General features: G+C 65.7%; 26 protein-coding genes, 1 tRNA gene and 1 riboswitch. Of the genes, 10 read left to right on the plus strand and 17 right to left on the minus strand.

Translation table 11 applies throughout. The features are described 5' to 3' along the window. Positions 1-45 precede the first annotated feature (45 nt). Positions 46-1,119 carry a LacI family DNA-binding transcriptional regulator gene (locus tag N2605_RS32435; protein ID WP_260344978.1) on the minus strand — a complete coding sequence of 358 codons (1,074 nt, stop codon included), beginning with the start codon at positions 1,117-1,119 and terminating at the stop codon, positions 46-48. Between the two features lie 110 nt (positions 1,120-1,229). Between N2605_RS32435 and N2605_RS32440 the strand changes: the two genes are divergently transcribed. Then, positions 1,230-1,757: a DUF1003 domain-containing protein gene (locus N2605_RS32440; protein ID WP_109142190.1), complete on the plus strand. Its 528-nt coding sequence runs from the start codon at positions 1,230-1,232 to the stop codon at positions 1,755-1,757. 1 nt (position 1,758) lies between these two features. Here N2605_RS32440 and N2605_RS32445 read toward each other — a convergent pair whose 3' ends face one another. Next, positions 1,759-2,232, minus strand: a complete 474-nt coding sequence (locus tag N2605_RS32445) for a GNAT family N-acetyltransferase (protein WP_225128494.1) — start codon at positions 2,230-2,232, stop codon at positions 1,759-1,761. Positions 2,233-2,256: 24 nt separating this feature from the next. Next, positions 2,257-2,838, minus strand: a complete 582-nt coding sequence (locus N2605_RS32450) for a helix-turn-helix domain-containing protein (RefSeq protein ID WP_074447667.1) — start codon at positions 2,836-2,838, stop codon at positions 2,257-2,259. A 170-nt stretch (positions 2,839-3,008) separates the two neighbouring features. On the opposite strand from N2605_RS32450, the gene N2605_RS32455 reads away from it, so the two are divergent. Next, entirely contained in the window at positions 3,009-4,001 is a 993-nt protein-coding gene (locus N2605_RS32455) for an alpha/beta fold hydrolase (protein ID WP_260344984.1), read from the plus strand. Between the two features lie 4 nt (positions 4,002-4,005). Here N2605_RS32455 and N2605_RS32460 read toward each other — a convergent pair. Beyond that, positions 4,006-4,079: transfer RNA gene (locus N2605_RS32460), tRNA-Gly, on the minus strand. Positions 4,080-4,251: 172 nt separating this feature from the next. On the opposite strand from N2605_RS32460, the gene N2605_RS32465 reads away from it, so the two are divergent. From N2605_RS32465 to N2605_RS32485, 5 genes are all read left to right on the plus strand, one after another. Next, complete coding sequence (locus tag N2605_RS32465; RefSeq protein WP_260344985.1) at positions 4,252-4,830, plus strand: methylated-DNA--[protein]-cysteine S-methyltransferase; 579 nt, start codon at positions 4,252-4,254, stop codon at positions 4,828-4,830. Positions 4,831-4,839: 9 nt separating this feature from the next. Then, the gene (locus N2605_RS32470; RefSeq protein WP_260344986.1) at positions 4,840-5,679 is read left to right on the plus strand and encodes a helix-turn-helix domain-containing protein; all 840 of its coding nucleotides are present in this window, start codon (positions 4,840-4,842) and stop codon (positions 5,677-5,679) included. 58 nt (positions 5,680-5,737) lie between these two features. Then, positions 5,738-6,097, plus strand: coding sequence for a VOC family protein (locus N2605_RS32475; protein WP_192893047.1), 360 nt, complete (start codon positions 5,738-5,740; stop codon positions 6,095-6,097). Between the two features lie 147 nt (positions 6,098-6,244). Further along, positions 6,245-6,646, plus strand: a complete 402-nt coding sequence (locus N2605_RS32480) for an SRPBCC family protein (RefSeq protein WP_225141120.1) — start codon at positions 6,245-6,247, stop codon at positions 6,644-6,646. Positions 6,647-6,760: 114 nt separating this feature from the next. Continuing rightward, positions 6,761-7,240, plus strand: coding sequence for a hypothetical protein (locus N2605_RS32485; protein WP_225141122.1), 480 nt, complete (start codon positions 6,761-6,763; stop codon positions 7,238-7,240). Here the strand turns inward: N2605_RS32485 and N2605_RS32490 are convergent. From N2605_RS32490 to N2605_RS32500, 3 genes are all read right to left on the minus strand, one after another. After that, a complete protein-coding gene (locus N2605_RS32490; protein WP_260344989.1) occupies positions 7,237-8,676 on the minus strand; it encodes an MATE family efflux transporter in 1,440 nt (479 codons plus the stop codon). The two genes, N2605_RS32485 and N2605_RS32490, sit on opposite strands and share 4 nt — an antisense overlap. 365 nt (positions 8,677-9,041) lie before the next feature. Next, positions 9,042-10,094 (minus strand): hypothetical protein, encoded by a 1,053-nt coding sequence (locus N2605_RS32495; protein ID WP_260344991.1) that lies wholly within the window; start codon positions 10,092-10,094, stop codon positions 9,042-9,044. Between the two features lie 194 nt (positions 10,095-10,288). Further along, on the minus strand, positions 10,289-11,410 hold the full coding sequence (locus tag N2605_RS32500; RefSeq protein ID WP_425248827.1) for a 2'-deoxycytidine 5'-triphosphate deaminase: 1,122 nt from the start codon (positions 11,408-11,410) through the stop codon (positions 10,289-10,291). Positions 11,411-11,506: 96 nt separating this feature from the next. Continuing rightward, positions 11,507-11,586: riboswitch (SAM riboswitch) on the plus strand. A 76-nt stretch (positions 11,587-11,662) separates the two neighbouring features. Between N2605_RS32500 and N2605_RS32505 the strand changes: the two genes are divergently transcribed. Further along, complete coding sequence (locus tag N2605_RS32505) at positions 11,663-12,850, plus strand: O-succinylhomoserine sulfhydrylase (RefSeq protein WP_036020428.1); 1,188 nt, start codon at positions 11,663-11,665, stop codon at positions 12,848-12,850. A gap of 114 nt (positions 12,851-12,964) precedes the next feature. Here the strand turns inward: N2605_RS32505 and N2605_RS32510 are convergent, their stop codons facing one another. From N2605_RS32510 to N2605_RS32520, 3 genes are read right to left on the minus strand one after another with little or no spacing between them, the layout of a single operon-like run. Continuing rightward, positions 12,965-13,954 (minus strand): SGNH/GDSL hydrolase family protein, encoded by a 990-nt coding sequence (locus N2605_RS32510; protein ID WP_260344995.1) that lies wholly within the window; start codon positions 13,952-13,954, stop codon positions 12,965-12,967. Positions 13,955-13,966: 12 nt separating this feature from the next. Further along, a complete protein-coding gene (locus N2605_RS32515; RefSeq protein ID WP_036020422.1) occupies positions 13,967-14,746 on the minus strand; it encodes an SGNH/GDSL hydrolase family protein in 780 nt (259 codons plus the stop codon). Next, positions 14,746-16,002 carry an OpgC domain-containing protein gene (locus N2605_RS32520; RefSeq protein ID WP_057028451.1) on the minus strand — a complete coding sequence of 419 codons (1,257 nt, stop codon included), beginning with the start codon at positions 16,000-16,002 and terminating at the stop codon, positions 14,746-14,748. The genes N2605_RS32515 and N2605_RS32520 overlap by 1 nt, the downstream gene beginning before the upstream one ends. Before the next feature lie 194 nt (positions 16,003-16,196). On the opposite strand from N2605_RS32520, the gene apaG reads away from it, so the two are divergent. Continuing rightward, complete coding sequence (gene apaG, locus N2605_RS32525) at positions 16,197-16,589, plus strand: Co2+/Mg2+ efflux protein ApaG (protein ID WP_024337101.1); 393 nt, start codon at positions 16,197-16,199, stop codon at positions 16,587-16,589. A 160-nt stretch (positions 16,590-16,749) separates the two neighbouring features. On the opposite strand, the gene N2605_RS32530 is transcribed toward apaG, so the two are convergent. The 3 genes from N2605_RS32530 to N2605_RS32540 all read right to left on the minus strand — a co-directional run bounded on the left by N2605_RS32530 (position 16,750) and on the right by N2605_RS32540 (position 20,070). Beyond that, positions 16,750-17,757 (minus strand): Hsp33 family molecular chaperone, encoded by a 1,008-nt coding sequence (locus tag N2605_RS32530; RefSeq protein WP_260344999.1) that lies wholly within the window; start codon positions 17,755-17,757, stop codon positions 16,750-16,752. 169 nt (positions 17,758-17,926) lie between these two features. Further along, entirely contained in the window at positions 17,927-18,862 is a 936-nt protein-coding gene (gene argF, locus N2605_RS32535; protein ID WP_036042744.1) for an ornithine carbamoyltransferase, read from the minus strand. Continuing rightward, positions 18,862-20,070, minus strand: a complete 1,209-nt coding sequence (locus N2605_RS32540) for an aspartate aminotransferase family protein (protein WP_057028453.1) — start codon at positions 20,068-20,070, stop codon at positions 18,862-18,864. Before N2605_RS32540 ends, argF begins: the two co-directional genes overlap by 1 nt. A gap of 459 nt (positions 20,071-20,529) precedes the next feature. Here N2605_RS32540 and N2605_RS32545 point away from each other — a divergent pair, with 459 nt between their 5' ends. Then, positions 20,530-21,042, plus strand: coding sequence for a GcrA family cell cycle regulator (locus N2605_RS32545; RefSeq protein WP_036001664.1), 513 nt, complete (start codon positions 20,530-20,532; stop codon positions 21,040-21,042). 299 nt (positions 21,043-21,341) lie between these two features. On the opposite strand, the gene phoB is transcribed toward N2605_RS32545, so the two are convergent. Genes phoB through pstA form a run of 4 tightly spaced genes read right to left on the minus strand, consistent with a single transcriptional unit; the run spans position 21,342 to position 24,463 of the window. Beyond that, positions 21,342-22,049: a phosphate regulon transcriptional regulator PhoB gene (gene phoB / locus N2605_RS32550; protein ID WP_008143479.1), complete on the minus strand. Its 708-nt coding sequence runs from the start codon at positions 22,047-22,049 to the stop codon at positions 21,342-21,344. 22 nt (positions 22,050-22,071) lie between these two features. Beyond that, the gene (gene phoU / locus N2605_RS32555; protein WP_036001670.1) at positions 22,072-22,788 is read right to left on the minus strand and encodes a phosphate signaling complex protein PhoU; all 717 of its coding nucleotides are present in this window, start codon (positions 22,786-22,788) and stop codon (positions 22,072-22,074) included. 11 nt (positions 22,789-22,799) lie between these two features. Then, complete coding sequence (gene pstB, locus N2605_RS32560) at positions 22,800-23,621, minus strand: phosphate ABC transporter ATP-binding protein PstB (RefSeq protein WP_036020413.1); 822 nt, start codon at positions 23,619-23,621, stop codon at positions 22,800-22,802. Beyond that, positions 23,618-24,463: a phosphate ABC transporter permease PstA gene (gene pstA / locus N2605_RS32565; RefSeq protein WP_036001676.1), complete on the minus strand. Its 846-nt coding sequence runs from the start codon at positions 24,461-24,463 to the stop codon at positions 23,618-23,620. Before pstA ends, pstB begins: the two co-directional genes overlap by 4 nt. Between the last annotated feature and the right edge of the window lie 4 nt (positions 24,464-24,467).

Below are 24,467 nucleotides of genomic sequence, written 5' to 3' on the forward strand. Positions count from 1 at the left end.
GTCGCTTTTCCCCGCTGGCGGTCCCGTTTCCAAGTTCACCTGCCGCTAGGGCAGATTGTCCCGCATCACGATGTCGATCCGGATCTTCTCCTGTTCACTCAAGATCGGCTCGCCGCGGGCGAGCGCGAGCAGCACGCGGACGGCCGCGCGCGCTTCATGTCCGGGGTTCTGCGAGATCGCGGCATCCATCACGCCCTGCAGTAGCAAGCGGCGCGTCAGCGCGGTGACGTCGTGTCCGACGAACACCACCTGCTTGTCACGCCCGGCCGCGCCAGAGGCCTTGTCGTTCAACGCCTTGCTGTTCAGCGCTTTGGCGACGCCCTGCGTGCCGGCGCCGACGTTGTAGAGACCGACGATGTCGCCATGCTTGCCGAGCAGCCGCGCCAGCAGCTGCTCCGAACGATCATCTTCATCGCGCCCTTCCAGCACCGGCAGCACGCTGAGATCGGGGAATTCCGTCGCCATCACCTGGTTGAAGCCGAAGATGCGCTCGGCATGGTCGCGCAGGCCCTGCGAGCCCGCGATGATCGCGACCTTGCCGGACCTCTGGCCGACCAGGCGTCCGACCAGCGCGCCGGCGGTGCGGCCCGCGGCGATGTTGTCGATGCCGACATAATGGTGGCGGCGCGAGGACGGCACATCCGAGACCAGCGTCACGACCTTGGCGCCGGCATCGACGAGGTCATTGATGGCGGCGCGGACGCTCGGATGGTCCAGCGCCACCACGGCGACGCCGTCATAGTCGCCCGACAGCGCCTCGAGCGAGGCCGCGAGCGCGGCGGGCTCGAACACGTCGGTGGCGATCATCTCGACATTGAGGCGGCGGGCCGACAGCCAGGCCGCCATCTCGCCGAGATAGGCCTCGATCTGCTGCATGAACGGGTTCGAGCCCGACGGCATCACGAAGGCGAAGCGGCGGGCCCGGCCGCGCGCGAGCTCGGCGGCGGCCACATGCGGCTGGAACGAATTGCGCGCGATGGCGTCCTTGACGCGCCGGACCGTGTCAGGGCGGACCCCCGGCCGGTTGTGCAGCACGCGATCGACCGTGGCGAGGCTGACACCGGCCTCGCGGGCGATGTCCTTCAGCGTCAGCACAGTCGGGGTCAAGGTCTCGGCCATGGCTGAAGGCTAGCAGAGGTGTTTTGAGGTACGCAACTCATTTGATGAGGGGATCGGTCTTTTTGCTTCCCCTTCCAGGAACGGCTCCGCGAGCGGACCGTTGCCGGGGCGTGCATAACGACATCACACATGATTCCGGCGAGGGGCTGAGCCCGACGCTCGAGCGCAACATCCAGGCGCTGGTGGCGCGGCGGCGCCGTGAGCAGCAGGCGGCACGCGGCCAGGACAAGGTCGCGGACGCGATCACGGCCTTCACCGGCAGCATGATCTTCGTCTACCTGCACCTCGCCTTGTTCGGGTTCTGGATCATCGCCAACCTGCATTGGATTCCGGGAATTCCGGCCTGGGACGAGAGCTTCGTCATGCTGGCGATGATCGCCTCGGTGGAGGCGATCTTCCTCTCCACCTTCGTGCTGATCTCGCAGAACCGCATGACCGCGGCGGCCGACAAGCGCGCCGATCTCGATCTCCAGATCAGCCTGCTCGCCGAGCACGAGCTGACCAAGGTGGCCCGCCTGCTCACTCAGGTCGCCGAGCGGCTCGACGTCAAGCCGGACGCGGAGCGCGACCTGCAGGAGGCGGCCCGGGACATCGCCCCCGAGCGCGTGCTCGACAAGATCGAGGAGACGCGCTCTTGAGCTATTCGCGCTCTGGCGCCGACAAGTCGAGCGTCAGGTACAGGCTGTTGGGATCCTCGACATAACCTTCGAACGGGCCGCATGCGACGAAACCGTGCGCCAGATAGAGTGCGTGTGCCGGCTTGAAATAGTCCCACGAGCCGGTCTCGAGGCTGAGCCGCGTCATGTCGCGCGCGCGGGCTTCCGCGATGATGTGGCGCAGCATCTGGCCGCCATAGCCGCGCCGGCGCGCGGTCTGCAGCGTGTGCATCGACTTGACCTCGCCATGGCCAGCCGAAAGCGTCTTCAGCGCGCCGGTCGCGACCAGCGTCTCGCCGTCCCAGCCGGTCCAGAATGCGACGTCGGGTGCACGCAGGCCCGCGAGATCGAGCGCATGGGCACTGCCCGGCGCCGTCTGCGCCCGCGCAGCAGCAACGTGGTGATCGAGCAGCGCGACGACGCGCGGATCATAGGTGTCGCCGGTCCGGATCTGCATCGTGCTCGTCTCCACGCTTTGCCCTCACATCTTGCCGTAGGACGCGCCGCGCCTGACGATGATGACGTAGCGCGCGTCCTGCTTGGTTTCGTTCTCGAAGATCACCGCGCGCATCACGTCGAAATCCAGACAATCGCCCTCGCGCAGCCGCACCGCCTTGGCGTCGATATGCACGGCGATAGCGCCCTCCAGCATCAGGAGCTGCTGGGTGAAGGCGTTGCGGCCCCAGGGGCTGTAGGAGACGCGCGCGCCGGCGGGAAGGTCGACCACGATGATCTCGATGCCGCTGGCCGCATCCGGCGGCGAGGCGTGACGCCGGCGATAGCCGCTGTCGGGATCGCGCCAGAGCGGCTGGTCCGCCAGCCGCACCAGGCGCTCCGGCGGCTTCTCGGCGAGCGCGACGACATCGCTGAGCGTGACGTCGAGCGCCGCGCAGAGCTTGTTCAGCAGCGCCGCCGTCGCACTGCTCTGCGCCCGCTCCACCCGCCCGATCATGGCCCGGCTGACGCCGGAGCGGCCTGCAAGCTCGTTCAACGTCATGCCCGCCTGCGTCCGCAGCGTCTTCAGGCGCCGACCGATGGCGCGATCGAGTTTTTGCTGGTCCATGGGTTTCATCCGAACATCGCCCGATACGAGGACCGCATCCGCCGGGGTGAGAGAAGCTTAGCGCGCGGGGAGGCACACGCCGGGAGCGGCAGTCCAATATATTAGAAATTTTGCGCAGGCCGTACGCCCGATTAGGATGCACCCCAACCACAAAAAATCGGAGGCGACGAATGGATGGCCCGACGCAGCGGAGGATCAAAGCCAACGGCATCAGCCTCAATGTCGCCGAGCAGGGCGACGGGCCTATGGTGCTGCTCTGCCATGGCTTTCCGGAAGGCTGGTACTCCTGGCGGCATCAACTCGAGGCGCTGGCGGCGGCTGGCTACCACGCGGTCGCACCGGATATGCGCGGCTACGGAAAGAGCGACCGGCCCGAAGCGATCGATCAATACACGATCCCCCATATGGTCGGCGATCTCGTCGGCGTGCTCGACGCGTTCGAGGCAAAGGACGCCGTCATCGTTGGACATGACTGGGGCGCGACAATCGCTTGGCACACGGCGCGCCTGCGGCCCGATCGCTTCCGGGCCGCCGCTATCCTCAGCGTACCGTATCGGCCGCGCAGTCCCGTGCGGCCGACGAGCGTCATGCCGCAGACGGCGGATGCGCAGTTCTATCAGCTGTACTTCCAGGAGCCAGGTATCGCCGAAGCGGAGTTCGAGCGGGATCCTCGCGCAACGCTCGGCGCCATGCTCTTCGGCGGTTCCGGCGAAGGGGCGACCGCGATCCGCGCCAATGCCGAGCGTCAAGGGCGGACGGTCGCCGCCGGCATGGTCTCCCGAAAGGACGGCATGCTGCCGAAGGTGCCGGTGCCGCTTCCGTCGTGGCTGAGTGCCGCCGAGCTCGACCACTACGCTGCCGAATTTGCGCGCAGCGGCTTTCGCGGGCCGCTCAATTACTACCGAAACATCGATCGCAATTGGGAGCTGATGGCAGCATTCGAGGGCATGCAGGTGGTGGTGCCCTCGCTCTTCATCGCCGGCGACCATGACATGGTCATCGCCTTCCCCGGTGCCGCCGAACATCTCGCCAACATGAAGCAATGGGTGCCGCAGCTGCGCGAAATCAAGATGCTGCCCGGCTGCGGACATTGGACGCAGCAGGAGCGGCCGGCGGAGGTGAACGCGGCGATCGTCCAGTTTCTGAGAAGCCTGCCGAACTAAGGGCTGGAGCGGGCGAAGGGAATCGAACCCTCGTATGCAGCTTGGGAAGCTGCCGTTCTACCATTGAACTACGCCCGCGGATGCGCAAGCCGCGCCCTCCTGATTAGCCGAGACGGCGCCTGCCGCCAAGCGGTTTGGCGCGGCCGGCCGGGCGCTTGTTAACGTCCTGATAAGATTCCAGGTGCGCCGGATTGTGGCGGTGTTATGATCGCTGCTCCGGGGAGAAACGTGCACTGAGTGGGGCGTGTGCATGGTGGGGCGGGCTTACGCGATATTCGACACGGCCATCGGCCGTTGCGGCATCATCTGGAGCGGCACCGGCGTGGTCGCCGTGCAATTGCCGGAGGCGCGAGAGATCGACACCCGCCGCCGGATTTTCCAGGTCCATCCCGAGGCGCGGGAGCAGCGCCCGTCCGAGAATGCCGAGCTTGCGATCGAGGGCATCACGGGCCTGCTGCAAGGCCACGATCCCGATTTCTCCGAGGTCAGCCTGGACGCTGGCGGCGTGCCCGGCTTCGACCGGCGCGTCTACGAGTACGCCTGCAGCATTCCGCGCGGGGAGACGCGCACCTATCACGAGGTCGCCCGAGCGCTGGGCGCCTCCGGCGCGTCCTATTCCGTGGCGCAGGCGATCGCGAAGAATCCCTTCATGCTGATCGTGCCCTGTCACCGGGTGCTGGAGGCTGGCAATTACACCGACCGGCTCTCGCCCTATGGCGGCGTGATCTCGAAGCGGCGGCTGCTGGCGCTCGAAGGCGCCCATCCCGTCGCCAGCAAGACCTTGTTCGAAGTGCTGCTGCCGGTTGCTCCGCCCCGCGCCCCTACCTAAATAGGCGGCATGCACGCCACCACGTTGCTGACGACGCCCTCGATCACGGCTTCCGAGTTTCGCTGCGATGCGGGACCGGACGACAGGCCGTTTGCGGAATGCCGCACCGGCCATTCCATCGCCTATGTGCGCTCCGGCAGCTTCGGCTGCCATTGCCGCGCCGGCTTCTTCGAGCTGGTGGCGGGCTCGATGCTGATCGGCGCCCCCGGCGAGGAATACACCTGCACGCATGAGCACGTGTCCGGCGACGTCTGCCTCGGCTTCTTCTTCAGCGAGGATTTGGTCGACGCCCTCGGCGGGCGGCGCGAGGTCTGGCAGATCGGCGCAACGCCGCCGCTGCCCGAGCTGATGGTGCTGGGCGAGCTGGCCCAGACGGCAGCAGAAGGCAACAGCGATCTCGGCCTCGACGAGATCGGCCAGATCCTGGCCGGCCGTTTTGTCGACGCCGTCTCGGGCAAAGCGCGCAAGCCGGCCACTCCCACCGCACGCGACCGCCGCCGCGCGGTGGAGGCGGCGCTGTGGATCGACGATAACTCGCATGCCGAGCTCGACCTCGAGCAAGCAGCCAAGCAGGCGGGATTGAGCCCGTTTCATTTCCTGCGGCTGTTCGCGGCCGTGCTCGGTGTCACCCCGCATCAATATCTGGTGCGCTCCCGGCTGCGCCACGCGGCACGGCTGCTCGCTGACGAGGACATCGCCGTCACCGATATCGCCTATGACGTCGGCTTCGGCGATCTCTCCAATTTCGTCCGCACCTTCCATCGCGCCGCCGGCGTGTCGCCGACCAAGTTCCGGCAGGCGTCGAAGGGGGAGCGCAAGATTCTCCAAGAGCAGCTTGCCCTCAACTGACTAGGGTCGTCTCCGGCGCGTGCCCTTCGCGGCACGCTTCTTCGCAATGGAGACGAACATGTACGACCACATCGGATTGCGCGTTGCCGACCTCGACGCCGCCACGCGCTTCTACAGCGCGGTGCTGGCGCCACTCGGCTTTGTCCTGTGCTCGAGCGGCGACGGTTATGCCGGCTTCGGGCCGAAGGGCGAGCCGGCGCTGTGGCTGCACCTGAACAAGGGCCGCAAGGCAGATGGTGCGCATATCGCGTTTCGCGCCAAGGATCACGACGCAGTCAAGGCGTTCCATAGCGAAGGGCTGAAGAGCGGCGGTCGCGACAATGGCGGCGCCGGCCCACGCAGGGATTACAGCCCGACCTACTACGCCGCGTTCCTGATCGACCCTGATGGCAACAATGTCGAGGCGGTTTGTCCGTAGAGGCGCCGCCGCGCACGAGCACTTGTAGGGTGGGCAAAGCGTAGCGTGCCCACCAATTGCTCGCGACAACGCCGATGAATGGTGGGCACGGCGCGCGAAGAGCGCGCCTTTGCCCACCCTACGAACTCCGAAAAAAGGGGAATATTCATGGCCTCCATCCACAACGACATCTCCCTCCCCGCCTCCGCGCGCGACGTCTGGGACGCGGTGCGTGATTTCGGCGCGCTGCATCGGCGGCTGGTGCCGGGCTTCGTCACCGCGTGCACGCTCGACGGCGATGCACGCATCGTCACCTTTGCCAACGGCTCGGTGGCGCGCGAGGTGCTGGTCGATTGCGACGATACGCGGCGACGCCTCGTCTATGCCATCAACAACGAGCGGCTAAGGCATTACAGCGCCTCGGTGCAGGTCATTGCCGAGGGCGAGACGAGCTGCCGCCTCGTCTGGATCATCGACATGCTGCCGAACGAGCTCGCGCCCTACGTTCAGGGGCAAACCAAGGAGGCGGTGGCCGCCATGCACAAGGCGTTTCCGCCCGCTTCGGCCTGATCATTCACTGTGAGTTGTCTCACAGAAGCGCGTCCTCGCCGGCCGTAACCATGCCCCTCGTGCGTCCGGTCGGCTCTGCTCTCCCGGCGGCGCCACGCACGCGAGGAGCATGCCATGAGAGGTGCGGACAAGGTGATCTGTCAGGCGGCCGCGGTGCTGCTGCTGTTTTCGATCTCGAGCGTGCCGGCAAAGGCGCAACTCCTCGGCGGCGGAGGAGCTGGCGGCGAGGACATGATGACCCAGATGGCGCCGATGCTGGAGATGATGAAGGCGAAGATGGGCAAACGCCGCTTCGCCATGCTGATGCAGACCATGGGGCCGATGATGAGCCGCATGATGGAGAACGGCGGCGGCGGGCTCGGCGGCTTGATGGGCGGCGGCAATTTCGGCGGCGGATTCGGTGCACCGAGCTATGGCGGCTACACCCCGATGGGCGGCGGCACCATGCCGGTCGGGATCGGTAGCATGGGCGGCGGCGACATCATGGGCATGCTCGGCGGCACCGGTGGCAGCGACATGATGGCGATGATCCCGCAATTGATGCGGCTCGCCAATACCGGCGGTGGCGGCCATCGCCGCCACAAGCGTCGCTAGTCGACAACAAGAGCAGGCGCGATTGCAGGCTTGCCCTCGCGCGGTCCCCAGCGTGTCAGCACGACGCTGGAGCACGACAAGAGGCCGAGCACGACCATCGAGCTCGCGGCGAGCCAGAAGAAGCTCTGCGCGCTGGCGCCGTGCCTCGACAGCCACCAGCCGATTCCGGCGATGTAGATCAGCCGCGCGGTCTGCGCCAGCACGGGCCCGATCACCTTGGCCGCGCCTTGCGAGGAGAAATACATCGTCGTTGCCAGGCCGAAGAAGGCGTAGAACGGCCCGACCGTCGAAAGATATTGATGGCTCGCCGCGCGCACCGCCACACTGCCGGTGAACATGTTGACCCAGAGATCGGGGAAGATCGCAACGAGGCACGCCGGCACGCCGACCGCCACGAAAGCAGCAACGCTGGCGGTCCAGGCGATGCGCCGGGCCCGCGCGATGCGGCCGGCGCCGATCGCCATCCCGACCATCGGCACGCAGGCGATGCCGAACGAGAATGCGATCGAGGTCAGCAGGAATTCGAGCCACGCGCCGACGCCGTAGCCGGCGAGGATCGCAGTGCCGAACTGCGCCAGCATGTGCGTGAAGATCGAGATCGTCAGCACCGATTGCAGCGGCGAGAAGCAGGCGATGGCGCCGACCTTGAGGATGTCGAAGAACATCGCCCATTGGATGCGCAGGCCGCGCAGCTTCAGCGTGATCCGCGCGCGGCCGGAGAACAGGTACCAGCTCATGATGCCGATGTTCATAGTGTAGGCGATCAGCGCGCCAGCGGCGACGCCGCGCATGCCGAACTGCGGCACTGGCCCGAGCCCGAGACCGAGCGTGCCGCCGAGCACGATCTGCCAGGCCGCGGAGTTGAGGATCAGGAACGACGGCAGCTTCATGTTGCCGGTACCGCGCAAGATGCCCGCCATGGTGTTAAGCAGCCAGGGCAGCACGGCGCCGCCGAAGAACACCTGCGTGTAGGCGATCGCATGCGTCAGCACATCGCCGCGGCCGCCGAGCATCTCGAGCAGCCTCGGCCCGAAGATCAACATGCCCAGCATGAAGACGAATCCGAAGCTGATGCCGATGAGCATCGCGTGCACGGCCAATGTGCCGGCGCGCTCGCGATTCCCGGCGCCGAGCGCACGCGCAATGGCCGAAGCCACCGCGCCGCCCATGGCGCCGCCGGACATCGTCATGGTCAGAATGATCGTCGGAAACACCAGCGCCATCGCCGCCAGCGCCTCGACGCCGAGCCGGCCGACATAGGAGGTCTCGGCGATCACCACGCAAATGCCGGCCGACAGACCGATCGCGTTCGGCCAGGCGAGCGACAGCAGCGTGCGCAGAATCGGCCCCTCGGTCAGGGCGCTTCTGATCGGCGGCGGAGGCGGCGGCAGTGGGCGCTCTTGCTCATCGACCGGGATTTCGGCGATGTCGGACATGTCCTCTCCCGGGCGCAGGCGCCGTTTGCAGCGCAGCAATCACTTGGTGTGCCAATGGCGTCGTTCGCGCGAATGGCGCGGCTGAGGCGTGTTAGCACGGCGTGCTCCGATTCTGCCTGCGCCCGATGCAGGCGTGCCCTGCGGCAGCGCATTTCAAGCGGTGGAATTCGTTCTTCTCCCTCTCCCCGTTCTTACGGGGCCGCGACGAGCCTTGCTCGCGCCGAGAGCGTCGGGGTGAGGGGCTCTATTCGCGAAGACGGCGAGAGCTGGACTCGCGGAGACTCCCCCTCATCCGGATTGCATCTTCGATGCAATCCGACCTCTCCCCGCAAGCGGGGCGAGGTGAGGCCCGCTGCGGCCGTCGCCTAACCGATGGTCCACACCAGCGGTGGGCGCCCGCCTACCGCGGTGCGCATCTGCACGCCGATGTGCCGGCCGCAGCCTGCGGCGAGCCCTTCGAACAATCCCTCCAGCACCTTGGCGCAGGCGCGATGATAATCGGCGACGTCGTCCATCAGCTTCCAGCTCTGCTGCCGGATCTCGAACGTGCCTTCCGATTGCGTCATCTCGGCCGCATCATCCTGCGCGGCGAGCAGCGCGTTCAGGAACGATGCGAATTCTCGCGCTCCGCCGCGGGTCGTCGCCAGCGCCGCGGCGACCTCGTCGAAATATTGCATGCCGATCAGCTTGCCGGTGAGGTGCAGCAGATAGCCGGCATCCTCCGGGCCGAACAGCTGCACCATCACGGGCGCGGCGGTGCGGACATATTCCATCGCGTAATTGCGATAGGCCTTTTCCAGCCGCGGTCTTGGCCAGCTCGCGACCGGCAAGGCGGGCGCCGTCTTCGCATCGAACAAAGGTGCTTCGAGGTGGCGCGCGAACACGAGGCGCTGGTCGAGCTCGAGCGGATGGTCGTAGAGATGGTAATAGCCTTCGAGCCCGTCCTGGCCGTCGACGCTCTGCTTGGTGCAGACGAAGCCGAGCCTGAGGTCGCCGAGGGCCGCGCCATTGTTGGCGTGCCAGCCGCGCAGCATGGCGCGTGAGACTTCGCCCGGCACGCCACAGATCGCAGTGCCCTTCCAGATCCAGCGCGGCGGCGGATAGCGGATCCAAGCCTTGGTGTCGCTCTCGTACATGTATTCGACATGAACGCCGCCGATCCAGTTGGAGAGATAGTGGTATTGCGCAGCCGCGACCGCCGGCGGCAGATGGTCGATCCCGAGCTTGCTGAGCCCCGGCAGGAAACGCTCCTGCTGCTGGCGACGAAACACGCGGAAGACGAACTCTGCGGCATCCGCCGTGCCGCGGCGCGTGACGACGGTGAGGATCAGCCCGGTGAAACAGGCGTGATAGAGATCGGCGATCGCACGCCAGCGCTTCCATTGCGCTTCCTGCGCGAGGTCTGGTGCGGTGGTCATGTTCGCTCCCGGCTTGTTGTTTTGCGGGAGTGTGTCATCGCGGATCGGGTGACGCAACCGGACGCGCTCTCGGTGTTATCGCCCGCGAAGGCGGGCGATCCAGTACTCCGAGATGGTCATGCTTGAATCGAGAGGCCGCGGCGTACTGGATTCCCCGCCTCCGCGGGGAATGACAGCGGTGGGTGAGGTTGGCACTACACCCTGAAATGCTTGCTGAGCTTCAGGCCTTGCGCCTGGTAATTCGAGCCGATGCGCTGGCCGTACATCGCGTCGGGGCGGGCCAGCATCTTCTCGTAGACGAGGCGGCCGACGATCTGGCCGTGCTCGAGGATGAACGGCACCTCGCGCGAGCGCACCTCCAGCACGGCGCGCGATCCCAGCCCGCCAGCGCCGGCATAGCCGAAGCCGGGATCAAAAAAGCCGGCATAGTGCACGCGGAATTCGCCGACCAGGGGGTCGAACGGCACCATCTCAGCGGCGTAGTCGGGCGGCACCTGCACCGCTTCCTTGGAGGCGAGGATATAGAACTCGCCGGGGTCGAGGATCAGGCTGCCGTCGGGGCGCGCCGAGATCGGCTCCCAGAAATCCTCCACCGCGTAGCCGGCGCGGCGGTCGACATCGACGACGCCGGTGTGGCGCTTGGCGCGATAGCCGACGAAGCCGCTCGCCTTCTCGCCGGAGAGATCGACCGAGACGGCAACGCCGCCCGAGAGATCGGCATCGTCGATGTCGACGAGACGCTCGCTGGCGTGCAGCGCATCGAGCTCGTCGGCATTGAGGATGGCATCGCCGGTGCGGAAGCGCACCTGGCTGAGACGCGAGCCCTCGCGCACCAGCACCGGGAACGTCTTCGGGCTGATCTCGGCATAGAGCGGGCCGTGATAGCCGGCGCCGATCATGTCGAAGCGACGGGTGCCGTCGGCGATCACGCGGGTGAAGACGTCGAGCCGGCCGGTCGAGCTCTTCGGATTGGCGGCAGCGACGATCTCCGGCGGCAGCGCGAGGCTCTCGAGCAACGGCACGATGTAGACGCAGTTGGTCTCGAGCACCGCGCCGTCGGCGAGGCTGAACTCGTGCAGCTTCAGCTCGTCGATGCGCTCGGCCACGGTGGCACCGGGCCCGGGGAGGAAGCTGGCACGGACGCGATAGGCGATGTCGCCGAGGCGCAGATCGAGGCTCGCCGGCTGGATCTGGCTCTCGACGAAGTCGTAGGCGGGCAGGATGAGACCTTCTTCCGCCATCGCCGCTATCATGCGGTCGGGCAGGATACCATTGGCGTCGGCGGCGACCGTGAACGTCAACCGGGGGGTCCTCATCAGGGGCCGAATGCATCCGGACATGCCGGAAATACAAGTCTTTTACGGCTATCCGATGGACGCCTTGACGGAAAGGGCATTGCGGAATATGAGCATCACTTATCCCGTGGTGATTTGAGCCGGCCGGCTTGCAGCCACGTTAAATAAGTCGCTAAACAGGCCGGGGACCTCTGTGATCCCGGCCCGTGGAGATATCCAGGCCGGTTTTTTTGTGACCGTTTTCGCCTCGACGGTCATGTCGGAGAGGGTCCTATGTCGAAGTCGTCTGCTGCCTATCGCCCCGAAACCCGCCTGGTCCATTCCGGCACCCTGCGCTCGCAATATGGCGAGACCTCGGAGGCGCTGTTCCTGACGCAAGGCTATGTCTACGCCAGCGCGGAGGAGTGCGAGGCGCGCTTCAAGGGCGAGGATCCCGGCTTCATCTATTCGCGCTATTCCAACCCGACGATTGCAATGTTCGAGCGCCGCATGATCGAGCTCGAAGGCGCCGAGGCCGCGCGCTCGGCGGCAACCGGCATGGCGGCGGTGACGACTGCGATCCTGGCGCCGCTCAAGGCCGGCGATCACGTGGTCGCCTCCCGTGCGCTGTTCGGCTCCTGCCTCTACGTCATCCAGGACCTGTTGCCGCGCTACGGCATCGAGGCCACGCTGGTCGACGGGCTCGATCTCGACCAGTGGCAACGCGCGCTGAGGCCCAACACCAAGACGTTCTTCCTGGAGAGCCCGACCAACCCGACGCTGGACGTGCTCGACATTCCCTCGATTGCCGAGATCGCGCACAAGGGCGGCGCGCGGCTCGTCGTCGACAACGTGTTTGCAACCCCGATCTGGCAGAGCCCGCTCGCGCTCGGCGCCGACGTCGTCGTCTACTCCGCAACCAAGCACATCGACGGCCAGGGCCGCTGTCTCGGGGGCATCATCCTGTCCTCCGAAGCCTTCATCGCCGAGCACATCCACAATTTCATGCGCCAGACCGGCCCGTCGATTTCGCCATTCAATGCCTGGGTCCTGCTCAAGGGCCTGGAGACGCTGGGCGTGCGCGTGCGCGCGCAGACCGACAATGCCGCGCGCATCGCCGAGGTGCTGGCGAGCCATCCCAAGATCTCGCGACTGGTCTATCCCGGCCGCGCCGATCATCCGCAGGCGGCGCTGGTGAAGAAGCAGATGCGCGGCGGCTCGACGCTGGTCGGCTTCGAGGTGAAGGGCGGCAAGGCGGCGGCCTTCCGTGTGCTCAACGAATTGAAGCTCGCCAAGATCTCCAACAATCTCGGCGACGCCAAAAGCCTCGTCACGCATCCGGCGACCACGACGCATCAGCGCCTCAAGCCGGAAGACCGCGCCGCGCTCGGCATCAGCGAGGGCTTCATCCGCTTCTCGGCGGGGCTGGAGCACGCGGATGACCTGATCGAGGATCTCACCGCGGCGCTGGAGAAGGCGTGAGGGAAGCGAGGTCTCGTAGGGTGGATTAGCCGAAGGCGTAATCCACCTCTGCTGCATCCGCGGAGATAGACAGTGGTGGGTTACGGCTTCGCCTAACCCACCCTACGCACCCTCTCACATCGGCCGGTACGTTCTCACATCCGCGGGCACGCTCACACCGAGCTTGATCTGGCCGACGGAGCGGATGATGTCGTCGCCGAGCAACTGGGCGAAGCAGGCATAGCCCCAATCGTTCATGTGCAGGCCGTCGGCGATGACGAAGCCCTCGACCGGGATCGACTGGTTCTCGTGCCAGTCGCGCATCACCTCGAAGCGCGGGAAAATGCCGACCTTGCGGAGCTCGGCGACGTTGCCGAGCAGCTTGATCATCTTGCCGGCGCTCTCCTTGCGCTGGTTGACGGCCGGCGAATATTGCGGATCGACCAGCACGATGTCGGTGCCGCCGGCGGCCTGAATGCGGTTGATGCCGTCCTCCACCAGCTTGACGGTCTCGCCGGGATCGAGATTGCGCAGCACGGCGTTGGTGCCGACCTGCCAGATCACGAGATCCGGATGCCTGTCGATCACCTGCGTCTGCAGACGCTTCATCATCTCGGGGGCGTCCTCGCCGCCGACGCCGGCATTGATGACGCTGATGTCGGCAGTCGGATAGTGCCGGCGCAGCTGCGCGGCGAGACGATTGGGGTAATTGAACTCCGGCGAGCTCGCGCCGAACCCTTGAGTCGACGAGGAGCCGAACGCGACGATGACGACGGGCTGGCCGGCGGCCAGCTTGCTCGCGACATGCGGCAGCGAGCCCATCGCCTTGGAGCCGCCCTTCGGCGGCAGGCAGGGCACCCGGCTGAAGATGTCGGCGGCGGACTTCGCGACCTCCTTCACCTTGTCGATGGCGCGCGAGGTGACGCCGCGCTGCTCGGGCGACCTCGCGGCGACGGTGGTCTGGGACGGCGCAGCGGGCGCGGGATCAGGCGACTGGGCGGGTGCGGGGGTCGCCGGCTGAGCGGCCGGCGTCTGCGCATGCGCGGCGGGCGTCAGCAACAACAGCACTGCTGTTGCAGGCACGGCCAGCCATGACGTCAGGCAAAAAGGGCGGAGAGAACTCATTAACGCTAGACCTCAATTTTGCTGCTGGGCCGGCTCCAGATGGGCAGCGTCAATCACGAACTGTGCCAACGCCCGGCCAAGGCAATCATGGACCTGCTTCGCCAGCTCAGGCCCGCGGGACGGGTTGAACAGGTCGAACTGGCCCTGTTCATTCCACTGCCGCATGATCGCGAACCGATCGAACAGCGGGATGTCGTGCTCCTGTGCCACGACGCGCATATTATCGAGAAAAGGCTGCGCCGAGATCATGGTCTCGGTGCGCGGGCTATATTGCAAATTCATCAAGACGACGTCCGCCCCTGCCTTTTGCAGCGCAACAACCCCGTCGGTCACCGCGCTACGAAATTCGTCGGGATCGATGGATCGGATAGCATCCACGGTCCCGGTCTGCCAGATGACCAAAGTAGGCGTTTTTGCTTCCATCAGCTTAACGAAGGTGGACGCGGTCTCCTCTGCCGTTTTCTTGCTCTGTATTTCTACGGAGACGTGCACCGGCTCGGAGGGCGGCAGTTTCTCCTTGAGGATCGCCTCCATGCGCGCCGGATAGGAGCTGCTCTCCGACGACGGAATCGTGGTCGAGCGGCTGCCGATCACCAGGATGTCGAGCGGTTTGCCGGCCTTGATCGCCTCGGCGACCTTGGGCAGCTGGCTTTCGCTGGTCAGCAGATAGGACGGCAGTTCGCAGGCCGCAGGCATAGGGGATGCGGCAGACGCGGCATCGCCCGCGCGCGCCGTGGGCGCGGCGAGGTTACCGCATAGCAGGACCAGGCTCAGGAGAACCTTCGCCTTCATCAGCCCCCTCCCGCCAGATCGGCGTTGCCGACGGCGTTTTTGGTTTTCGCACCGCTCTTGTCAGCCACACGCTTGTACCACGAAATGACCCAGGCCACCCCCCACATGATCAGGATTCCGGAGAGGCTAATCAACGCATGCATGACCGGCCCGCCGGAGATTTCGGCGAGGACGAAATGGCCGGCAAAGGCCAGGAAGACGCCGAGGCAGAAGATCTCGAGCGAATGCTGACCACATAGAATCAATGGTCGTAGCCAGCGCGATTTCAAGCCCGGCCAATCGCGGGGCAGGAAGCGTACGGTCAGCGCCGCCAGCGCCAGGAAGTGCGCGAAGCGCAGCACGTCGAGGTCGGTCTTGTCGATCGGATACATCCATTGTTCGATCTGCTTCGGCATGAACTGGGAGAGCTGGGGCACGTACCAGGTCAAGGTCACGTAGAACGCCGCGATGAGATAGGCGATCGAGATCCACATCGTCACGGGCGAGGCCAGGATGCCCGACATGCGACGCGCACCTCCGAGCGCGCACCAGGCACCAAACACGAACAGCAATTGCCAGGCGAACGGATTGAAGGCCCAGAAGCCGTTCGGATAGGCCGACAGGTAAAGGTCGTACTCCCAGGTCACCGCGTAGAGCAGGACCGACAGCCCGAGCGTGACGTCCGGCCGCCATTTCATCGACCACAGGATCAGAGGCAGCGCCAGCATCAGCACGATGTAGAGCGGCAGCACGTCCATGTTGACGGGACGGAAGCGCAGCAGCAGCGCCTGCACGATGACGACGTCGGGCTGCTTGAGGAAGTCCATGATGCCCATCTCTTCGGTGTAGAGCGGGTTCTCGAACCTGGTCGCGACATAGGAGATCTCGGCGAGGAAGATCGTGAACAGGAAGACGTGGGCGACGTAGATCTGCCAGACCCGGCGCAGGATGCGCGCGGTGGCGATGAGAACGCCACTCTCCAGCATGGCCCGGCCATAGACGAAGGCCGCGGTGTAGCCGGAGATGAAGATGAAGATCTCGGTGGCGTCGCTGAGGCCGTAATTGCGGATCGTGAACCAGGTCAGCAGACTGGGCGGCAGATGGTCGATGAAGATCAGCCAAAGCGCGAGGCCGCGGAACAGATCGAGCCGGAGCTCGCGCTCGCCGATGGCGGGCAGCGTGATGGCCGGCGCTGCGGCGCGCGCCTTGGTCCCCGCAGGCTTGGCGCCCGCGGTTCCTGCGATGGTCGATCCCGTCACTTGGTCGGCAATGGTCATCGGGGCCTGGAAACCGTTCCGCAAATCGCGACGTCGAAGCAGTGTAATGGTCCGGCTGTCGTCTCGCAAAGCGTCCGGATCACATCAGGGTGTCTCCCTCGGTGGTGTGCTTTTCCTCCAATTCTGGCGGGACGATGTCGCCAAAGCCGCCGGCGGGGTTTGGTTCCCGAGGCGGATTCGGTATGATGACAGCCATGTACCGCGCCGTGACCCGCCAGATCGAAGTGACCGTCGAGCCGAACTTTGTTCCGGAGCAATCGTCGGCCGACCGCTCGCGCTACTTCTGGTCCTACACCATCGTCATCACCAATTCGGGCGAGGAGACCGTGCAGCTCAAGACGCGGCACTGGATCATCACCGATGCCTCCGGCCGCCAGCAGGAGGTGAAGGGCGAAGGCGTGGTCGGCGAGCAGCCGATCCTCGCCCCCGGCGAACGCTTCGAATACACCTCCGGCGTGCCGCTCTCGACCGCCTCGGGCTTCATGACCGGCCGCTACCAGATGGTCAGCGAAACCGGCGAGCGTTTCGAGATCGACGTGCCGACGTTTTCGCTGGACAGCCCCGACAACAAGCGGGTGTTGAATTAGAGAGGCGAGTTCGCCGTAACCGGGGCATCCAGTACGCCGCGGCCTCTCGTTGCGATCAGCATCGTCTCGGAGTACTGGATCGCCCGATCAAGTCGGGCGATGACACCGCGCGTGTGGCACTGCTCCACTCGACATTGCGAGTGCAGCGACGCGGGTAGGCTCAGGCGTCCTCGACGCCCGCCTCGTGCGGCGTGAACTGATACACCGACGAGCAGAACTCGCAGGTGACGACGACCTTGTCGTCCTTGACCATGGCGGCGCGGTCGTCGTGCGAGAAGCTCTTGAGCATCGCGGCGACCGCATCGCGCGAGCAGGAGCACCGCGCCTCGAGCACCTGCGGATTGAACACGCGCACGCCGCGCTCGTGGAAGAGGCGGTAGAGCAGCCGCTCGCCGGAGAGCTCGGGATCGATCAGCTCGACGTCTTCGACCGTCTCGATCAGCGAGCGTGCCTCGACCCATGCATCGTCTTCCGCGACGCTGTGCACCTCGGTGCCGTCGGGCGCATCGCCGGGATGCAAGTCCGCCTGCCGCGCGCGCTCCGGCGCCTTCGGCAGAAATTGCATCAGCATGCCGCCGGCGCGCCAGCGATGCTTGCCGCCGTCGCTCGAGCGCCACTCCTCGCCGACCGCGAGGCGCACGCGCGTCGGGATCTGCTCGGAGCGCAGGAAATATTCGTGGGCGGCGTCTTCCAGGCTGCCGCCGTCGAGCGCAACCAGGCCCTGGTAACGGCTCATGTCGGGGCCCTGGTCGATGGTCATGGCGAGATGGCCGCGGCCGAGCAGCGTGCCGGAATCCTTGGCCGTGCCCAGGCGCGAGGCATCGAAGCGCGCATAGGCGCGCAGGCGGTCCGGGGCCTTGTAGTCGACCACCAGGAACGACACCGGACCGTCGGTCTGGGCCTGAAGAATGAAGCGGCCCTCGAATTTCAGCGCCGATCCGAGCAGCGTCGTCAGCACGATGGCCTCGCCGAGCAGCTTGCCCACGGCTGCGGGATAATCGTGCTTGGTGAGGATGTCGTCGAGCGCGGGGCCAAGCCGCACCAGGCGCCCGCGCACGTCAAGCGCGTCGACCTCGTAAGGCAGCACGGCGTCATCGATCGGAACCGATGATGGCACGCGAACCGGGCCTTCAGGCCCGGTGTTCATGTCAGGAGACTGGGAAACCATGGCGCTTTATCTGGGGTCGTTCGATGCAAATTGAAAGAGGCACGCCCGCATTCCGTCGTCCGCGGAACGACGAGTGCGTAGCCCGGATGGAGCGCAGCGCAATCCGGGGGGTCTTTCCACGCGTTGAGAACCCCGGATTTCGCTGCGCTTCATCCGGGCTACAAGAAGGCTACTTCACCGCGTCGAAGCACCAGGCCAAGATGCCCTTCTGCGCGTGCAGGCGGTTTTCGGCCTCGTCGAACACGACCGATTGCGGCCCGTCGATCACCTCGTCGGTGACCTCCTCGCCGCGATGGGCCGGCAGGCAATGCATGAACAATGCGTCCGCCTTGGCCAGCGACATCAGCTTGGCATTGACCTGGTAGGGCTTGAGCACGTTGTGGCGGTGCTCGCCCTCCTTGTCGCCCATCGACACCCAGGTGTCGGTGACGACGCAATCGGCGCCGCGCACGGCGGCTTCCGGATCGGTGCCGAGCACGATCGGCGCGCCCGTCGCCTTGATCCAGTCGCGCATGGCCTTTTTCGGTGCGAGCTCCGGCGGCGTTGCGACATTGAGCTGGAATTTGAAGCGCTCGGCGGCATGGGCCCAGGACGCCAGCACGTTGTTGTCGTCGCCGGTCCAGGCCACCGTCTTGCCCTCGATCGGGCCGCGATGTTCCTCATAGGTCATGAGGTCGGCCATCACCTGGCAGGGATGCGAACGCCGCGTCAGGCCGTTGATGACGGGCACGGTGGCGTTGGCCGCAAGCTCCAGCAGCGCATCATGGTTGAGGATGCGGATCATGATGGCGTCGACATAGCGCGACAGAACCCGCGCGGTGTCGGCGATGGTCTCGCCGCGGCCGAGCTGCATCTCGGCGCCGGTGAGCATGATCGCCTCGCCGCCGAGCTGGCGCATGCCGACGTCGAACGAGACGCGGGTGCGGGTCGAGGGACGCTCGAAGATCATCGCCAGCGTCTTGCCCTCGAGCGGCCTGACCGGCTGCTGCGCCTTCTGCTTCGCCTTCATGGCGGAAGAGGCGGCGAGCATGCTCTTGAGCTCCGAGAGCGGCAGCTCGTTGATGTCCAGGAAGTGCTTGGGAGCTTTGTTGGGCGTCGTGCTCATCAGCTTGCCGCCCGCTTGGTCTGGCTGGAGGAGATCGCAGCGCAGGCGCGCTCTAACCGGCCGACGCTGTCCTCGATCTCCGCTTCCGTGACGATCAGGGGCGGCAGGAAGCGCACGACATTGTCGCCGGCCCCGACGGTGAGCAGCTTTTCGGCGCGCAGCGCCGCGACGAGATCGCCCGAGGGCACCACCGCCTTGATACCGATCAGCAGGCCCTCGCCGCGCACCTCGCTGACGATTTCGGGATGACGATCGATCACGGAGGCGAGCTTCTGCTTGAGCAGCAGCGACATCTTCTGCACGTGGTCGAAGAAGCCGGGCTTGAGCATGACATCGAGCACGGCGTTGGCAGCCGAGATCGCGAGCGGATTGCCGCCGAAGGTGGAGCCGTGCGAGCCGGGCCCCATGCCGGCCGCCGCGTCCGCGGTCGCCAGCACCGCACCGATCGGAAAGCCGCCGCCGAGCGCCTTGGCGAGCGACATCACATCCGGTGTGACGCCGGTGCGCTTGTAGGCAAAGAGCTCGCCGGTGCGGCCCATGCCGGTCTGCACCTCGTCGAAGGCGAGCAACAGGCCGCGCTCGTTACAGAGTTCGCGCAGCGCCCTCAGGAAGGCGTGAGGTGCAGAACGAACGCCACCCTCGCCCTGGATCGGCTCGATGAGAATGCCGGCGGTGTGCGGACCAATCGCCTTCTTCACGGCGTCGAGGTCGCCGTGCGGCACCTGATCGAAGCCGTCCATCGGCGGACCGAAGCCCTCGAGATATTTCGCAGAGCCGGTGGCGGCGAGCGTCGCCAGCGTGCGGCCATGGAAGGCACCCTCGAAGGTGATCATGCGGTAACGCTCCGGATGCCCCTTGGAGAAGTGATGGTGGCGCACCAGCTTGATCACGCCTTCCAGCGCCTCGGCGCCGGAATTGCAGAAGAACACGAAGTCCGCAAAGCTCTCATTGCAGAGGCGGCTTGCGAGCTTCTCGCCGTCAGGGCTCTGGAACAGGTTCGACATGTGCCAGAGCTTGGTCGCCTGCTCCTGCAACGCCTTGACCAGCGCGGGATGGACATGGCCGAGCGCATTCACCGCGACACCCGAGGTGAAATCGAGATAGCGATCGCCGTTGGTCGCGATCAGCCAGCAGCCTTCGCCGCGCTCGAAACCGAGGTCGGCCCTGGCGAAAACGGGGAGCAAATGCGGCGCTGCGCTGTTAGTCATGACGTCACTTGAATGTTGCGGACGGTGTGAGGCATGCATTGCGCGACGCACCATCGACCGGCCCCGGAAAACGAAACGTGCCGCCTTTTAAGGGCGGCACGTGGCACTATCTTATGCCTGGCAAGACGGGTGTCAATGCCGCCCGGAAAGCCTCGCGAAACGCTGATTCCGTAGTCTTGCGGTGCCGATTTTGCGGGTTTTTCACCACGGAACATGTGGAAGCGAGTCGGCGGACTCTTGCGCGGGAGTCACGCCATATTGTAGCGTTTGGACTGTCAGATACGACATCTCGTGCAGCAGTTCTGATCCCAGAAGTCCTCATGTACCGGCGTAAACGTTCGGGCGTCTTGAGCGCGCCCGGCGAGCCTTAAGGGATTCTGACGGCACGGGTTTTTCAAGGCTAAAGCATTCGCTGCGAAGGCCCCAGGATGGCAGGCGCGCAGCGAGGGAAAGGGTGCAATGACGGTTTTGACCTGGTCCGATGATCGCGTCGAGCAGCTGAAGAAGCTCTGGGAGGCCGGACTTTCGGCCAGCCAGATCGCGGCGGAGCTCGGCAATGTGACCCGCAATGCCGTGATCGGCAAGGTGCACCGGCTCGGCCTGTCCGGCCGCGCCAAGAGCCCTTCATCGGCAGCGCCGCGGCCGCGCAAGGCACGGCCCGCGCAGCATATGATGCGGGTGACCCGCCCCGTCGCGCGCGGCAACACCGCGTTGGCGCAGGCCTTCGAGGTCGAGTTGGAAGCCGAGCCGGTTACCTACGACAACGTGGTGCCGATGAGCCAGCGGCTGTCGCTGCTGGAATTGAACGAGGCGACCTGCCACTGGCCGGTCGGCGATCCCTCGAGCCCGGATTTCTTCTTCTGCGGCGGCAAGGCGCTCTCCGGCCTGCCCTATTGTGCCCAGCATTCGCGCGTGGCCTATCAGCCCGCAGCGGATCGCCGTCGCGCAGCACCGAAACCGGGCACGCGGTGAGCTTGCGGAATTCCCTGATCGCCAAGCTTTGATCGCCAAGCTTGATCGCCAAGACTGCAGCCGTCATACGATGACGGCTCCCAATCGCCCGGTGTCATCCCCGCGAATGCGGGATCCGTAACCGCGGGGCGCAATCGTTGCGCGAGATGGTCACTCCGAGTCTTCGCCAAACCACGTCCTGTGGCTAATCGCGAAGAGCGCAAGCGCTCGCGCTGAGATCCCGGGCTCACGCTGCGCGCGCCCCGGGATGACGGCCGAGATCGGCGCCGCAGTTCGCCAAACCAGCTGTCGCTGGCGCCTTACGTCTGCTCAGCCTTCGCGAAGCGATCGTCCAGCGCGTAGCCGGCGCCGCGGACGGTGCGGATCGGGTCCTGCTCGCGGCCGAGATTGAGCAGCTTGCGCAGGCGGCCGATATGCACGTCGACGGTGCGCTCGTCGATGTAGATGTCGCGGCCCCAGACGCTGTCGAGCAGCTGCTCGCGCGAGAACACGCGGCCGGGATGCTCCAGGAAGAACTCCAGCAGGCGATATTCGGTCGGACCGAGATCGATCGGCCGGCCCGAGCGCGCCACGCGGCGCTTGTCGCGGTCGAGCTCGATATCGCCATAGGCGAGCACGGTGGCGAGGCGCTCGGGACTCGCACGCCTGAGCAGGCCCTTCACGCGCGCAAGCAGCTCCGGCACCGAGAACGGCTTGACGATATAATCATCCGCGCCGGTCGCGAGCCCGCGCACCCGTTCGCTCTCCTCGCCGCGCGCGGTGAGCATGATGATCGGCAGCTGCTTGGTCTCGGGGCGGGTCCGAAGCCGCCGGCACAGCTCGATGCCTGACAGGCCCGGCAGCATCCAGTCGAGCACGATCAGATCGGGAATGTGCTCCTTGAGGCGGGTGTCGGCGTCATCGCCGCGCATCACCGTCTCGACGTCATAGCCGTCGCCTTCGAGGTTGTAGCGAAGAAGCTCGGTGAGAGCTTCCTCGTCCTCAACCACCATAATGCGTGCGCCCATGTGGTCGTAGCTCCTTAAGTCGTCAGGTGTTCGGCACCGTCGTGGCGAAGGTCGTCATGTCGCCCTTCGGCCGCTTGTCGGTGATCGCCTGGCCCTCGATCATGTAGAACACGGTCTCGGCGATGTTGGTGGCGTGGTCGCCGATCCGCTCGATGTTCTTGGCACAGAACATCAGGTGGATGCAGAACGAGATGTTGCGCGGATCCTCCATCATGTAGGTGAGGAGCTCGCGGAACAGCGAGGTGCAGATGGCGTCGACTTCTTCGTCGCCCTTCCACACCGCCATCGCCGCCGGCAGGTCGTGCGCGGCATAGGCGTCCAGTACCGACTTGACCTGCTGCTGCACGAGGTCGGTCATGTGCTCCAGGCCGCGGAACAGCTTGAGCGGATGGAAATCCGTCTCCAGCGCCGCGACGCGCTTGCCCATGTTCTTGGCGAGATCGCCGATGCGCTCGAGATCGGTCGCAACGCGCATCGCGCCGACGATCTCGCGCAGGTCGACGGCCATCGGCTGGCGGCGGGCGATGGTGAGCACGGCGCGCTCCTCGATGCGCTTCTGCAGCGCGTCGAGCTCGACGTCGGTGGCGACGACGCGCTGGCCGAGCGCGACGTCGCGGCGGATCAGCGCGTCGACGGAATCGACGATCATGCGCTCGGCGATGCCGCCCATCTCGGCGACCAGGCGGGTGAGCTCCTGAAGGTCGCTGTCGAAAGCCTTTACGGTATGTTCAGAACCCATGTTCCGTCTCCTCAGCCGAACCGGCCGGTGATGTAATCCTGCGTGCGCCGATCGCTCGGCGACGTGAAGATCTTGCTGGTGTCGTCGAACTCGATCAACTCGCCGAGATACATGAAGGCGGTCTTGTCGGAAACGCGCGCCGCCTGCTGCATGTTGTGGGTGACGATCGCGATCGTGTAGTTCTCGGACAATTCCTGGATCAGCTCCTCGACCTTGGCGGTCGAGATCGGGTCGAGCGCCGAGCAGGGCTCGTCAAACAGGATCACCTCGGGCCGCACCGCGACGGTGCGGGCGATGCAGAGGCGCTGCTGCTGGCCGCCGGAGAGCGACAGGCCGGAGGCATTGAGCTTGTCCTTGACCTCGTTCCACAGCGCGCCACCGCGCAGCGCCTTCTCGACGCGGTCGTCCATCTCGGACTTGGAGATCTTCTCGTAGAGACGAATGCCGAAGGCGATGTTCTCGTAGATCGTCATCGGGAACGGCGTCGGCTTCTGGAACACCATGCCGACCCGGGCGCGGAGTAGGTTGAGGTCGAGCTTGGGGTCGAGGATGTTGGTATGGTCGAGCAACAGCTGACCGTCGGCGCGCTGGCCCGGATAGAGATCGTACATCCGGTTGAAGATGCGCAGCAGGGTGGACTTGCCGCAGCCGGACGGGCCGATGAACGCCGTGACGCGGTTGGTGCCGAGCGCCAGGTTGATGTTCTTCAGCGCGTGGTGGTCGCCGTAGTAGAAGTTGAGGTTGCGCGCCGTGACCTTGGCGGGCGCCTCGGGCAGGGGCTGCGAGCCGGGATGAACGGACGGTGCGCTGACGGAAACAGACATTTCACTCATTTTGCAGTCCTCTCGGCGCCAAGGATGCGCGCGCCAATGTTAAGGGCAAGCACGGTCAGGGTGATCAACAGCGCGCCGCTCCAGGCGAGTTGCTTCCAATACTCGTAGGGGCTCTGCACGAAGTTGTTGATGGTGACAGGCAGGTTCGCCATCGTCTTGTTCAGGCCGAGGCTGAAGAACTGGTTCGACAGCGCCGTGAACAACAGCGGCGCGGTCTCGCCGGCGACGCGGGCGGTCGCCAGCAGCACGCCGGTGATGAGGCCGGAGCGCGCGGCACGATAGGCGATGCGCTTGATCACCAGCGAGCGCGGCAGGCCGAGCGCGCTGGCAGCTTCGCGCAACGGATTCGGCACCAGCAGTAGCATGTCTTCGGTGGTGCGCACGACGACCGGGATCACGATGACGGCAAGCGCCAGCGCGCCCGCAATCGCCGAGAAGCCGCGCATCGGCACCACCACCGCGCCATAGATGAAGAGGCCGATGATGATCGAGGGTGCCGACAGGAGAATGTCGTTGATGAAGCGGATCACCGAGGTCAGCTTGTCGTTGCGGCCGTACTCGGCGAGATAGGTGCCGGCGAACAGGCCGAGCGGCGCGCCGATTCCGACGCCGATCACGGTCATGATCAACGAGCCGACGATGGCGTTGCGCAGGCCGCCCTCGGTCGATCCGGGCGGCGGCGTGTCAGCTGTGAAGACCTGGAGGTTGAGCCCGGCCAGGCCGTTGTAGAGCAGCGTGACCAGGATGAGCGCGAGCCAGGTGACGCCGAAGGCGGCGGCTGCGATGCAGAGGCCGCGAATGACGATGTCCCAGCGGCGGCGGCGCGAATAGATCGGGTTCATGGCT

The organism is Bradyrhizobium yuanmingense (assembly GCF_025200905.1).
Taxonomy (GTDB): domain Bacteria; phylum Pseudomonadota; class Alphaproteobacteria; order Rhizobiales; family Xanthobacteraceae; genus Bradyrhizobium; species Bradyrhizobium yuanmingense.